The sequence below is a fragment of the Aureibaculum sp. 2308TA14-22 genome (assembly GCF_040538665.1).
In the GTDB taxonomy this organism is placed as follows: domain Bacteria; phylum Bacteroidota; class Bacteroidia; order Flavobacteriales; family Flavobacteriaceae; genus Aureibaculum.
In genome coordinates this window covers 2,108,488-2,122,189 of record NZ_JBEWXT010000001.1, presented here as the reverse complement: position 1 = coordinate 2,122,189, position 13,702 = coordinate 2,108,488, and the positions used below count along the sequence as shown (strand labels likewise).

General features: G+C 32.0%; 10 protein-coding genes. 4 read left to right on the top strand and 6 right to left on the bottom strand.

Annotated elements, in window-relative coordinates; translation table 11 throughout:
* Positions 1-139 precede the first annotated feature (139 nt).
* The 4 genes from fumC to U5A88_RS09420 all read right to left on the bottom strand — a co-directional run bounded on the left by fumC (position 140) and on the right by U5A88_RS09420 (position 5,606).
* Positions 140-1,534, bottom strand: coding sequence for a class II fumarate hydratase (gene fumC / locus U5A88_RS09435; RefSeq protein ID WP_354205852.1), 1,395 nt, complete (start codon positions 1,532-1,534; stop codon positions 140-142).
* Between the two features lie 104 nt (positions 1,535-1,638).
* Positions 1,639-4,092, bottom strand: a complete 2,454-nt coding sequence (locus U5A88_RS09430) for a TonB-dependent receptor domain-containing protein (RefSeq protein ID WP_354205850.1) — start codon at positions 4,090-4,092, stop codon at positions 1,639-1,641.
* A gap of 192 nt (positions 4,093-4,284) precedes the next feature.
* Positions 4,285-5,181 carry a hypothetical protein gene (locus tag U5A88_RS09425; protein WP_354205849.1) on the bottom strand — a complete coding sequence of 299 codons (897 nt, stop codon included), beginning with the start codon at positions 5,179-5,181 and terminating at the stop codon, positions 4,285-4,287.
* A gap of 17 nt (positions 5,182-5,198) precedes the next feature.
* The gene (locus U5A88_RS09420) at positions 5,199-5,606 is read right to left on the bottom strand and encodes a hypothetical protein (protein WP_354205848.1); all 408 of its coding nucleotides are present in this window, start codon (positions 5,604-5,606) and stop codon (positions 5,199-5,201) included.
* Between the two features lie 218 nt (positions 5,607-5,824).
* On the opposite strand from U5A88_RS09420, the gene U5A88_RS09415 reads away from it, so the two are divergent.
* Positions 5,825-5,989, top strand: a complete 165-nt coding sequence (locus tag U5A88_RS09415; RefSeq protein ID WP_354205846.1) for a hypothetical protein — start codon at positions 5,825-5,827, stop codon at positions 5,987-5,989.
* Between the two features lie 75 nt (positions 5,990-6,064).
* On the opposite strand, the gene U5A88_RS09410 is transcribed toward U5A88_RS09415, so the two are convergent.
* Both U5A88_RS09410 and arsC read right to left on the bottom strand, forming a co-directional pair.
* Positions 6,065-8,488, bottom strand: coding sequence for an outer membrane beta-barrel family protein (locus U5A88_RS09410; protein ID WP_354205844.1), 2,424 nt, complete (start codon positions 8,486-8,488; stop codon positions 6,065-6,067).
* Positions 8,489-8,570: 82 nt separating this feature from the next.
* Positions 8,571-8,912, bottom strand: coding sequence for an arsenate reductase (glutaredoxin) (gene arsC / locus U5A88_RS09405; RefSeq protein ID WP_354205842.1), 342 nt, complete (start codon positions 8,910-8,912; stop codon positions 8,571-8,573).
* Positions 8,913-8,988: 76 nt separating this feature from the next.
* On the opposite strand from arsC, the gene U5A88_RS09400 reads away from it, so the two are divergent.
* From U5A88_RS09400 to U5A88_RS09390, 3 genes are read left to right on the top strand one after another with little or no spacing between them, the layout of a single operon-like run.
* Positions 8,989-9,756, top strand: a complete 768-nt coding sequence (locus U5A88_RS09400; protein ID WP_354205840.1) for a TatD family hydrolase — start codon at positions 8,989-8,991, stop codon at positions 9,754-9,756.
* The gene (locus tag U5A88_RS09395; RefSeq protein WP_354205838.1) at positions 9,746-10,228 is read left to right on the top strand and encodes a methylated-DNA--[protein]-cysteine S-methyltransferase; all 483 of its coding nucleotides are present in this window, start codon (positions 9,746-9,748) and stop codon (positions 10,226-10,228) included. The genes U5A88_RS09400 and U5A88_RS09395 overlap by 11 nt, the downstream gene beginning before the upstream one ends.
* 36 nt (positions 10,229-10,264) lie before the next feature.
* The gene (locus tag U5A88_RS09390; RefSeq protein ID WP_354205836.1) at positions 10,265-13,681 is read left to right on the top strand and encodes a hypothetical protein; all 3,417 of its coding nucleotides are present in this window, start codon (positions 10,265-10,267) and stop codon (positions 13,679-13,681) included.
* Positions 13,682-13,702: the final 21 nt, after the last annotated feature.

The following is a 13,702-nucleotide window of genomic DNA, read 5'->3' as shown; positions in this document are numbered from 1 at the left end:
ATGATCGGTTAGGTTTTCACTGTCCGATTGAGCTTTTGCAGCTTCGTCTAAAAACTTTTTATTGAATTGATTGCACATTTCTTTTAGATTTTAAACATGAGAAATATCTAAAATCTCACGTCCCATATCTCATATCTAATTAAAGCCCACTAGTCATATCTTCAGGTTTTACCCATTCGTCATATTGCTCAGCGGTAACATATCCTAAACGGATAGCTTCCTCTTTTAAAGTTGTACCTGATGTATGAGCAGTGTTGGCAATTTGAGCAGCTTTATAGTAGCCAATTTTGGTGTTTAAAGCGGTTATAAGCATTAAAGAATTATCTACCAACTCTTTTATTCTGGGTTTGTTTGGTTCGATACCGGTTGCACAATTTTCATTGAACGAAGCACAGGCATCACCCAATAGTCTGGCGGATTGTAACACATTAGATGCCATAACAGGTTTAAAAACATTCAGTTCGTAATGCCCTTGAGTACCACCTACCGTAACGGCAACATCATTGCCTATAACTTGTGCACAAACCATGGTCAAGGCCTCTGCTTGCGTTGGGTTTACCTTTCCTGGCATAATAGAACTTCCTGGTTCGTTAGCAGGAATTATCAATTCGCCTATTCCTGATCGAGGTCCAGAAGCCATTAATCTAATATCATTGGCAATTTTATTTAAAGATACCGCCAATTGTTTCAATGCTCCATGTGTTTCTACCAAAGCATCATGGGCAGCCAAGGCTTCAAATTTATTTTCAGCCGTAACGAAGGGTAGTCCCGTAAATTCTGCAATCTTTTTAGCAACTAATACGTCGTAACCTTTTGGCGTATTCAATCCCGTGCCCACGGCCGTTCCGCCCAAAGCGAGTTCAGAAAGATGTGCCAGTGTATTTTTTAATGCTTTTAATCCATGGTTTAGTTGGGATACGTAACCAGAAAATTCTTGACCTACGGTTAAAGGTGTAGCATCCATTAAATGAGTACGACCTATTTTAACCACATCAGCAAAGTCTTTAGCTTTTTTATCTAAGGTATCTCTCAATTGTTCAACACCAGGGATTGTGGTTTCAACAATCATTTTATAACAAGCAATGTGCATTCCTGTTGGGAAAGTATCGTTTGAGGATTGTGATTTGTTTACATCGTCATTAGGTTGAATGGTTTTCTCACCTTCGCCTATTTCTTTACCTGCTAGTTCATGGGCTCTATTTGCAATTACCTCATTAACGTTCATGTTACTTTGCGTACCCGAACCCGTTTGCCAAATTACCAGAGGAAACTGGTCATCATGTTTTCCAGCTAGAATTTCATCGCATACCTTGGAAATCAAATCACGTTTTTCTTCCGTAAGTACACCCAATTCACAATTGGTATGTGCTGCGGCTTTTTTAAGATAGGCAAAACCATAAACTATTTCTAAGGGCATAGAGCCTGAAGCACCAATTTTAAAATTATTTCTTGAGCGTTCTGTCTGTGCTCCCCAATACTTATCGGCAGGTACTTTTACCTCGCCCATAGTGTCTTTTTCTATTCTAAAATTCATAGTAAATGATTGTTTATTTGTTAAACAAAGGTACGAAATATGTATCTCAAAAGCATAAAAAAAGGTTAGTAAATACTAACCTTTTGATTTTTTTGTTTTATAATTTAATCACCAAAACCTTCACCATCATCATCATCAAAGCCACGTTCACGTTGTTGTCTTTTCTTCTTCTGATTGAATCTATAGGTAAACGCTAAATTAAAACTGCGTTGTCTCCATTGGAATTCACTATCGCTTCTAAAAGTGGGAGTAAAAGATTCCATGGCACGTTTACGCGTATTGAATAAATCACTAATATTAAAAGTTACAGAAGCTTTTTCTTTAAAGATATCTTTGCTGAAGGCCATACTGGTTGAAAACATACCTTTTCTTTTGTTTTGAGCATCTTCACTTGGCCCCATATAGAATAAACGTGTTTGCCAATCAATATTTGCTGGTAGAGTAACTTTATTATTAAATCTGATAAACCAACTCAGATTTTCGGCACCATAATCAACACCCTTGTACTTCCCAATGGTTTCAGAATTAAATAAATTAAAATTACCGTTCATATTCCATTTTCTCGTAGGTCTGTAGGTAAGTGTAAATTCAAAACCGAACCTATTGTTAGTAGCTAAATTAATTGGCGTTCTTCTAATTATTGGAATTTCGGTACCGTTTACATTGGCGGTTTCACCAGAATCTTCACTAATAAAGGTAAAAATATCAGTTGCCTTTTGATAATATATTGAAGAGTTTAACGTCAATTTTCCAAACCTATTTAAGTAACCCAAATCAACTGTGTTTGAATAACTTGGTGTTAAACCTGGGTTTCCTTGAAATAAATTTGTAGCACTACTTCTTGACGGGAATGGATTTATAAAACGAGATCTTGGTCTTCTAATCCGTCTATTATAACCAAAGGTCAAACTCTGTTTTTCGTTGAGTTCATAACCTAAATTTACAGTTGGAAAAAAACCTGAATAATTTTGATTTGCGTAGTTGTTACTTGTTCTTTGATCTATCGTAACGTCAGTAGCTTCAAAACGCAAACCTAATAAATACGAAAACTTGTCTTTTATTTTACTTCCGTACTGGGTGTATAATGCATTGACATTTTCCTTATAAATTAAATTATTACTTACATTATCATCTCTGCTAAAATCACCAGTAGCATTTACAGTATCTAATTGATATTCGGTATCCAAATCATTGAATTCACCACGGTAACCAAACTCAAATTGACTATTTTCTCCAATAGGTAAAACATAATCAGACATTAGCAATACTTCTTTTTGAACCTCATAAGTACGAACCCTCTCATCAACTATTCCATTTTCTGTTATGATAGAGTTTTCATCTTCTGAATCATTTTCTATTTGAAAATCTGCAGTTAATTTATGACCATCTGTTTTGAATTGCTTATCAAAGTTTAATGAAAATTGTGTAGTTTTATCCGTATCATTTTCAGGGTCAAAACGAAAAGATTCTCTTACTAAATTACCATTGGCATTATATTCTTTAATATTATTATTAGTTTCGCTATCACTATCTCTATTACCGAAAAGAATTGCCGCAGTTAATGAAGTAGATTTATTTATATAATATTCTAAACCAAAATTGGTATTAAAACTGTTTCCTTTTCGTTCGGTTTCACGTCTTTCATTTAAGAAAGTATCAGGATTGTCAGATATCAAATTGCCATTATCATCAAAAATTTTATTAAAATATTGTGTCTCAGTTATTGATAAACCTGGGGATTCTCTATAGCTATAACTTGTAGTGTTAAAAAAGTTAAAGTCACCAGTTCTATAATTAATATTTCCTGAAATACCTGCTTGAAAAGGATACCCAAGGTTTGTTGTAATGGCTCCGTTAAGACCTTGTAATTTACTTCTTCTTAAAATGATATTTAAAATTCCACCAGTTCCTTCTGCATTATATCTTGCTGATGGCGAGGTAATTACTTCTACTTTTTCAATGGCGTCTGCCGGTAGTTGACGTAAAGCGTCTGTAGAATTTAAACCCACCAGCCCTGAAGGTTTACCATTAATTAATATTGTGACGTTATCATTTCCGCGTAACGCTACATTTCCCTCAACATCTACTGAAACAGAAGGGACGTTATCTAAAACATCACTAACTGTACCACCTCTTACTGTTAAATCTTTACCAACATTGTATATTTTTTTATCTAGTTTAATTTCAACTGTAGTTTTTTCAGCGATGACCTCAACTTCATCTAATGCTTCGGCAGCCGCATTTAATACGATTTTACCTAAATTTGTGTCTTTATTTATTTCTTTATTGGGTAGTTTATATGACTCAAAAGAAATAAATTCTACTGAGATATTATAAGTGCCTTTTTTTACATCTATTTTAAAGTTTCCATTTGCATCGGTAAGTCCACCATCAACTGGGTCTCCGTTAGTTGGTCTTAAAACAATTGTTGCATATTCTAAGGGTTGATTGGTTTCTTGGTCGATTACGTTGCCCGTAATTTCAAATTTTTGGGCATTGAGCGTAAAAGTTATACAGGATAAAATTGTCAGTAAAATAATATTTTTTAATTGTTGCATAGTGGCTCTGAGATTTCCTTTATAATTTCTGACAAAAATAAACACTTAAAACTAGGGTAAATACTATTTTATGTTAACGACTGTTAATTTTTAGATTTCTTTAACACAATTTAATTTAGCCTATTAATGTTGAAGGAATAGAAAAATGTAGAACTTGTAAAACATTTTTCAAAAAAAAATGATAAGTTGTTGCTAGTTAAGGTCAAAGATGTAAGTAAAACCAACATTTAAAAAAGAAGTATTTTCAACCTCCCTTTCAAACTCAAAAGCACTAGGAAAATTAAAATTATAACCCGCTTCTAAAAGAAAATTATCAAATTCTAATTGAAGTGGTAAGTTTAATTGAATATTCCGTAAGCTAAATTCTTCGAAAGAATTAACGACCCTATTTATATAGGGTACGTCAATACCCAATCTATCAATACGTGAAGTATCAATATTTTCACTAGCAAGAATAAAAGAAATGGAAGGTACAAATACTACTTTAGCATCTGATGAAGTATTCAAATCAAACAACTTTATATTGCCATAAAAAGAGGCAGTAGTTTGAAAGCCTGTTCTTTTTCCAAATAAATACGAAGCGTCAAGCAACGCTCCATAATTATCATTTTTGTTAGTAATACTAAAACTTCCGTCAATGCTATTTTCAAAATCATTAGATTCTGAATCTGAAAAAATATATCTACTGTATCCTAATTCTCCTTTTATGTTACGTAGTTTTCCAAAATATTTTCCATAGCCAATGGCTAGTATTGTTAAATCCCATTTTGGGTCAAATTTATCATAATATGCACCTGCGGCTCCTGCATAAATTCCGTTGGAATTTTTATACATAAGCTGTGATGTTACATTAAACTGCTTTAGACCTAAATCACGACCTAAAAAATAAGTTTTATCATTAAAATCAACCGATGCAATAAGTATTTGATAATGGTTAAATTCGTTAATTAAATCAATTAAATAGTCATCGTCAAGAGTAATTAAATTATCAATTATTTCATCAATTTCTTCATCAGCTACAGAATTTTCTTGCGAAAACAATAGCTGATTTATGAAAATAAAAGTAATTACAACTAGAATTTTTTTCATATAATCTATATTCAAAACTATCTATCCATATTATCACGGATGAGTCTTCTTAACCTTCTCACTAATCGCCTTCTGTCATTTATATTTCTTTTATTTATAAACTTTCGCAATCTTAATTTTTGCTTTTTTGTCAGAGATTTTTTAAATCTATTTTTTTTATGTTTTAGTAAATTTCGATTTGTAGTGATGATTCCTAATTGTTCTTTAGATAGGGATTTTTTAAGCAAAGCTGTTCTTTTTTCTTTGCTAATGCTTTTATTTTTTAAGATTGTCAATTGTTTTTCAGTCAAGTTTTGCTTAAAAATAGCTCTAGTTTTATCTAGTAATTCTTGCTGCTCTTTTAACAATTGCTTTTGCTCGTCATTTAAATAAGTGAGATGATTGCTTTCAGCATTTTCTTTTTGGGCATATAAAGAATTGCTCATAGTAAATACAATTACGAGCAATAACATCGAAAAATTTTTTTTAAAGTCCATTTTCCTTTTTTCTATTTCTTTAAGGTTTTTGCATATACTATGACATCTATAAATGAAAAAGGTTTAATTTGTTCTTAAAATTAATCTAAAAAAATTAAGAATTTATAAATATCAGACGTAAATAATCAAAAAAATTATTATTTTTGACGCAGAATAAATATGTAACTATGGAATTTCAACAATTTATAGGATTTTTAATTTTCTTGGGCGTTTTTACAATGGGGTTTTGGTTGTTGATTTTTTCGTTAGCTTTTATCGTTCCTTACTGGCTTTTTGGGTCAATAATGGAAAGTATAAAGTTAAAGCGTGAAGCTAAAAGGAATAAAGAATAATTTTTCATAAATTATAAGTGGAAATAAATGAGGTTGACAAAAGTCAACCTTTTTTTATTAAAAAAATTTATGGTTTTACATTTTTATATCTTGTTTATCCTCTAGCTCATCTTTGTTTATATCTTTACTTCTATCTTTTTTACTTTTTCTTTTTTGTTTAAATTGATAGGTAAACGCCAATGAAAATTGCCTTTCAAACCGAGCATTTCTTAGAGTATTACTCATAGCTTCCAGAGACCTAGTAGTAAAATTTTTGGTATTGAAAACATCAGAAACTTTAAACGTAAGCATGGCTTTCTTTTTAAAAATAGGTACACTAACCATCAAGTTTGTAAAATTTATGGTTTTATATTTTGCTAAACCATCTATTAATGGTGATTGGTAATAATGTTGAGCCCTAAAGCGTAGACCGTTATTTAGTGTTACTAATGCCGAAGCTTCTGCATACCAAACCGTATTTGAAACATTATAGGCATCGTCTAAAGCATTTGTAGTTTCTTCTCTATATGGACTAACATATGTATTTAATCTCAATCCTTTGAATGGAGTGTAAGTTATGTCCACATCAATACCCATACTAATCTTATTACCGCTATTTATGGGTGTTCTAGTAAAAATTTCTAAACCATTAGCATTTACTCCAGCACTTTGCAAAATGGGTAAAAATTGATTTTCAGCATGCGTTGTATATAACGAAGATGTTATTAATAATTTTTTAAAACTAATGTCATACAATAATTCAAAGAAATTAGTGTAATAGGGATTTAGATTTGGATTACCAACCGATTGATAACGTTCGTCATTTAAAGAAATAAAGGGATTGATTTGATAAATTTCAGGTCTATCAACTGACCTACTATAATTTAATGATAAATAGCTTTTATTTTTGAATTCATATCCAAGCGATACCGATGGAAAAAAGTCGGTATAATTTTTAGCATTGTTGTTATTAGTGTTAGTACCAATTGCAACATCAGAAAGTTCTGAACGTAAGCCTAATGCATACGAAAAACTACCATGGGTTGCAGTATATTGTGCATATAGTGCATGCACTTTTTCATCGTAATTTACTAGGTCTGTAAACCCACCAATAGTTATAAAATTACCACTGTTAGGGTTGAATTCAGAGACATTATAATCATTTTTATAGAAACGGAACGTGCTTTTATATCCTAGTTCCAGCATCTTTTCCAATGAAAAAGGCAAGGTATAATCTAACTGCAATAAATAATCATCTAGGTTCTGATTTTTAACTACTTTTTGCTCAATAGTTTCTGAATTGGGAAAAGAAATATTTTCAAGAATACTAGCTTCATTATCTGAGATAGTGGTACTGTATTTAAAATCAAAAGACAGTTTTTCTCCCTTCTTGTTTAACTTATTGGTATAGTTTAACAACCCTTCAATCTTTGAAATATCATCTTTGTCTTTTACATTTCTTTTAGCCGATTGTTTCATTGATCTTTGTGAGTCAAAATCATCTAGATCTAAATCTGAAACATAATCTTTGTTATGATTGTTAACTAAAAAAGAGGCAGTAATGGTGTTGTTCTTATTTAAATAAAAATCACTGCCAATATTAAACAAGAACGTATTTCGTTGATTTTCATCTTTTCTTTTTTGCTCAAAAAAGCCTAAAATGTTTTCTGAATTATCAAAATGGGTTTGGTCAATATCAGTATATTTTATTTTCTTTCCATTATTAAAACTGATTGTACTGAACAAATTGATATGATTGGTACTTTTATTTAAAAATACAGAACCGCCATTATTTTCTGGTATTCCGCCATGTACATCAATAGAACCACTAAGCCCTTTGCCTTTTCCTTTTTTTGTGATAATGTTTAGAATACCTCCGCCACCTTCAGCACTATATTTGGCTGAACGAGTTATAATTTCTACCTTATCTATGTTATTTGAAGGCATGGCACTTAACAAATCTGACCCGTTGCCTAAACCAAAAAGTGGCCTGCCATCAACAAGTATTGTGGCTGATGCTCCCCTCATATTCACATTTCCATTTTGGTCAACGGTAACCGAGGGTGTATTATTTAAAACATCTATGGCATTACCTCCATAATTAGAAGCATCTTGCGACGCTCTATATATTTTTCTATCAACTTTAAATTCGGTTAGTCGCTGTTGACCAATAAGTTCAACCTCATTTAAAATTTTTGAAGAATAGAATAGTACAATAGTACCAAAATCTATTGATTCAGTTAACGACTTATCCTTTAAAACATATGGGTCATAAGATAAAAATTCTGCTTTTATGGTATAGGAATTTGGAGGAATACTTATCGAAAATTTTCCTTTTTTATCTGTGGTTGTACCAAAAAATAATGAATCTTTCCTAAAGGATATGGTAGCAAATTCTATGGGATTGCTCGTTGTCGCATCAATTATTTTACCTGTAATTGTTATTGTCTGGTTAGATTTTTGTCCATACAACGATAAGGTAAACGCAACGGTAACAAGAAATAAGACTATTTTTTTCAACGCAATTCCCTTTGTTTACAAAGCTAAGTGTTTAAAATAAAATAAAAAATAGTGGTTTTTGGGTAGTTTGTTTTGCAGTTTTTTATTTTAGTAAATTACTAATATTTTCTGGTGGTCTGCCAATAACGGCTTTGTCTCCTTTAACGACAATTGGACGTTCAATCAATTTTGGGTGCGTAACCATTGCTTTAATAATTTCATTGTCAGAAAGCTCTTTACCTTTGTAATTCTCTTTCCAAATGGCTTCATTCTTTCTTACCAGTTGAATAGGAGTAAAGCCTAATTTTTTCAAGATGTCCTTGATTTCCTTTTCCGATAAGGGGTTTTTAATGTATTCAACCACTTTAAAATTTTGCTTTGAATTATTTAAAATTTCTAACCCACATCTACTTTTGCTACAACGATTATTATGATATATTTTCATCTTATGTTTTTAAATAGAGTGCTAAGCTATAAAAAACTAATATAACATCATATCTTTGCAATCTTAAAATTTGTAAATGATAATTACCGATACACATACCCATTTATACTCTGAACAATTTAACGAAGACCGTGCAAAAATGATGAAACGTGCTTTAGATTTGGGTGTTTCTCGTTTTTTTATCCCCGCTATTGACTCTGGTTATAATGATGCCATGTTTCAATTGGAGCAAAATTACCCTGAAAATGTGTTTTTGATGATGGGTTTGCATCCTACAAGTGTTAAAGAAAATTATAAGGAAGAATTAGCTTTAGTTAAAAAATGGCTTGACAAAAGGAGTTTTTATGCCGTTGGTGAAATAGGTATCGATTTGTATTGGGATAGATCTTTTTTACAACAACAGCAAGATGCTTTTAAAACTCAGATTGAATGGGCAAAAGAGAAAGAATTACCAATTGTCATACACTGTAGGGAATCTTTTGACGAAATTTTTGAAGTGCTGGAAGAAGTTAATGATGATAAGCTACATGGAATTTTTCATTGTTTTACAGGAACTTTGGAACAAGCCCAAAAAGCGATTTCTTTTAATATGAAATTAGGAATTGGAGGCGTGGTAACTTTTAAAAATGGAAAAATTGATCAATTTTTAAACCAAATTGACTTAAAACATATTGTTTTGGAAACAGATTCTCCGTATTTGGCACCAGTTCCATATCGTGGTAAACGCAACGAAAGTAGTTATATAATAAATGTCTTGGAAAAACTGGCAACTATTTATAACTTAAGCCCTGAAGAAATTGCCAATACAACTACAGAAAACTCAAAACAAGTCTTTGGAATTTGATAGCATAACATATTACAAAACACCTATTGGTTTGGCCAGAATTGTTGGTGACAACTCGGGTATATCATCAATAACAGTAATTGATGGAGATGAAAATAGCTCAACCGAAATTCCAAAATGTTTACAAGATTGTGTTACCCAACTGGATGAGTATTTTAAGAAGAAACGAACCTCTTTTAACCTAAAATTAAATCCGCAGGGAACTGATTTTCAAAAGCAAGTTTGGCAAAGTTTACAACAAATCCCTTACGGATCTACACGTTCATATCTAAAACAAAGTGAAGCTTTGGGTGATGTTAAAGCTATTAGAGCTGTAGCATCGGCAAACGGAAAAAATCCATTGTGGATAGTTGTACCCTGCCATCGTGTAATTGGTTCAGACGGTTCACTAACAGGATACGCTGGTGGTCTATGGCGAAAACGTTGGTTATTGGAGCATGAAAATCCGCCAGAGCAACAATCCCTCTTTTAATAAACTATTTTTAGGCATAAAACGTTTGAGTAATTGATGAAGAAATGGGTTTTCATATTTTTTGTTTTTTTGTCAGTTTCTTTATGTGCTCAAGAAGGCACTAACCGCTTTAAAACTAAATCCTTTCAGGTTGTTTCTGATACCATACAAATTGACTCCGTTAGCATTAGCCCTTACAATTTCAAGGTTTTTAATGACTTAAAACAACAAATAGACAGCACAAATTATAAAGTTGATTTCTCTAAATCTATTCTAGTTTTAGATGCCGAGAAATATCCAAATATCACAATTGAATATAAATCTTTGCCACCGTTTTTAACCAAAACTTATAGTGTTTTTGATAAAAGTTTAATAGTTCCCCGTTCTACCGATTTATCGAGATTGTATAGTTCTAAGAGTCGAACTCAAAACAAAATTTTTAGCCCTTTTGAGGGCTTAAATACAAGCGGAAGCATATCTAGAGGAGTTACCGTTGGTAACAATCAAGATGCTACGGTAAACTCTAATTTGGATTTACAAATTTCGGGACGATTGTCCGATAAAGTCCAGTTAAGGGCTTCAATTACAGACAGTAATATTCCTTTGCAAGAAAATGGATACACTCAGCGTTTGGACGAGTTTGATCGTGTTTTTATTGAATTGTTCAGTGATAACTGGAGTGTAAAAGCGGGAGATATTAATTTGCAAAATACAGAAAGTCAATTTTTACGGTTTACAAAAAAAGTAGCTGGACTACGAGTGGATGTTAATTTAGAAAATGATGAAAACGATGTAAATGTTTTTGCATCTGGAGCATTAGTTAGGGGGCAATTCAGTCAAAATCAATTTTTAGGACAAGAGGGAAATCAAGGGCCTTATAAAATTACGGGAGCCAATCCGCAATCATTGGCTGAGCAGTATGTGCTTTTGATTTCTGGCTCTGAGCGAGTTTTTGTTAACGGTGTATTGTTGCAACGTGGAGAAAGTAATGATTACATTATCGATTACAACACCGCTGAAATTACGTTTATGCCCACCTATCCCATAACGGCAAGTATGAGAATAACGGTAGAGTATCAGCAAGCAGACAGAAATTACACACGATTTGTAACGTATAACGGAGCGGAGTATAAAACGGAAAAATTTAACATTGGCTTCAATTTTTACAATGAAAATGATGCTAAAAATCAGACTTTACAGCAAGATTTAAGCAATAGCCAAAAAGAAACTCTTTCACTTGCTGGAGATGATATTACGAAAATGAATGTGTCTTCAGCTTATGCTGATACTTATGAAGAACACAAAATATTGTATAAAAAGGAAATCCAAAATGGTGAGGAAGTTTTTGAGTTTTCAAACGATGAAAACGATAATTTGTTCAATGTTAGGTTTACCTATGTAGGTTCAAATAATGGTAACTACCAAATTCAAACAACGATTGCTTCAGGAAGGGTTTATGAATATGTTGCTCCAATAAATGGTGTTTTACAAGGAGATTATGAGCCGGTTATACAATTGGTTGCTCCCGAAAAATTACAAATTGCTATGATAAACATGAGCTACAATCCGAATAAAAAGACAAGCCTTAATTCGGAAGTAGCATATAGTGTAAGTGATAAAAACCTGTTTTCGTCTATTGACGACAATGACAATAAAGGAGTAGCTGCAAAACTGAATTGGAGGCAATTGTTATCGGATAAAAAATGGCAATTGAAAAGCTCGGTAGATTATGAATTTATTCAACAGGATTTTAAAACCATAGAGCGTTTTAGAAACATTGAATTTGCCCGTGATTGGGATCTGGTAAATCCTCTAGGGAATCAACAGTTTTTAAGGGTTGGGTTAAGTTATGTTAATCCTGAAAAAGGAAAAATGGAATACGGTTTTGATTGGCTTAATTTTAGTAAAAACTATAATGGCATAAAGCATAATTTTTTAGGTAATTTAAGATTAAACAACACCAAAATTAACATTAACGGAAGTTACTTAAATAATGATTCTGATGTTGCAAAGACACAATTTTTTAGAGGCTATACGAATGTAAAACATCATTTTAAGAAAAGTTGGATTGGAGCAAAATTGAACAGTGAAAGTAATAAACGTAACGATAAATTGACCAATACACTTTCTAGTTTAAGTCATAAGTATATAGAATCAGAAGTCTATGTTGGAGTGGGTGATACTGCTAAAGTATATGCAGAATTTGGTTATAATTATAGAACTACGGATAGTGTACAGAATAATACATTGGCTCGTGTAAATAATGCTAACACCTATTTTTTGAGATCGCAATTAATTCAAAAAGCAAATTCAAATTTATCTCTGTTTGTAAATTATAGAACGGTAAAGCATAAGAACACTACTTCTAATTCGACTAAAGAAGAATCATTAAATTCTAGATTATCCTACCGTCAACAATTGTTTAAAAATGCGGTTACCTTGCAGACGGTTTACGAAACCAATTCGGGCAATTTGCCACAACAAGAGTTCAGTTATATACAAGTAGATACTGGATTAGGTTTTTATACTTGGAACGATTACAACAATAACGGCATACAAGAATTAGATGAATTTGAAACTGCACAATTTCAAGATGAAGCTAACTATGTGCGTGTATTGTTGCCCACTATCAATTTTGTAAAAACACATCGTAATAAGTTTAGTCAAAGTCTAACGATTTATCCAGCAAATTGGAGCAATCAAAAAGGGTTTAAAAAAGTGCTTTCACACTTTACAAATCAGTCTTTTGTGCTGATTGACAACAAAAAGAGAAGAGAAGGAGTAAATTTTGAACTCAATCCGTTTAATATTAATGATGATGTTTTGTCTTTGACCTTGAATTTAAAAAACAGCCTGTTTTTTAACCGAGGTAAACAAAAATATTCAACAACCTATACCTATATAAACACCAAAAATAAAAATGCTTTTTCTATTGGCGATCAAGAGCAAAACTCACAATCGCATCAATTGCTTTTTAACCACAAATTTGGAAAGTTTTGGTTGTTTGATTTTAAAACGGCACTTACGGAAAACAAAAGTGCATCTGAACGATTTACAAGTCGTAATTACACCTTAGATAATGTAGAGGTAAATCCTAAAATATCTTATTTATATAGTAAAAATTCGCGATTAGAAGTATTGTATCATTTTAAGAACAAAGACAATCAATTAGGGAGTTTAGAAACCCTAATGTCACATAATTTTGGGGCTAATTTTATTTTTGCCAAAAACCAAAAATATTCCATTAACTCATCTGTCAAATTAGTGTTAAACACTTTTGATGGTAATCTAAATTCACCTGTTGCCTATCAAATGTTAGAAGGTTTGCAACCTGGTACAAATTATACTTGGAATTTAAGTTTACAAAAAAGAATTACTTCTTATTTAGATTTGAACATTAACTATTTAGGTAGAAAATCTGAAACTGCTAATGCTATACATACGGGCACAGTGCAATTGAGGGCGAGTTTTTGAGATTGTTTTGTTAAACTTGTT

Excerpts from the sequence above, each read along its gene's own strand:
- U5A88_RS09425 (WP_354205849.1), bottom strand. The coding sequence starts at position 5,181 with ATGAAAAAAATTCTAGTTGTAATTACTTTTATTTTCATAAATCAGCTA.
- U5A88_RS09430 (WP_354205850.1), bottom strand. The coding sequence starts at position 4,092 with ATGCAACAATTAAAAAATATTATTTTACTGACAATTTTATCCTGTATA.
- U5A88_RS09415 (WP_354205846.1), top strand. The coding sequence starts at position 5,825 with ATGGAATTTCAACAATTTATAGGATTTTTAATTTTCTTGGGCGTTTTT.
- U5A88_RS09420 (WP_354205848.1), bottom strand. The coding sequence starts at position 5,606 with ATGAGCAATTCTTTATATGCCCAAAAAGAAAATGCTGAAAGCAATCAT.
- fumC (WP_354205852.1), bottom strand. The coding sequence starts at position 1,534 with ATGAATTTTAGAATAGAAAAAGACACTATGGGCGAGGTAAAAGTACCT.
- U5A88_RS09400 (WP_354205840.1), top strand. The coding sequence starts at position 8,989 with ATGATAATTACCGATACACATACCCATTTATACTCTGAACAATTTAAC.
- arsC (WP_354205842.1), bottom strand. The coding sequence starts at position 8,912 with ATGAAAATATATCATAATAATCGTTGTAGCAAAAGTAGATGTGGGTTA.
- U5A88_RS09390 (WP_354205836.1), top strand. The coding sequence starts at position 10,265 with ATGAAGAAATGGGTTTTCATATTTTTTGTTTTTTTGTCAGTTTCTTTA.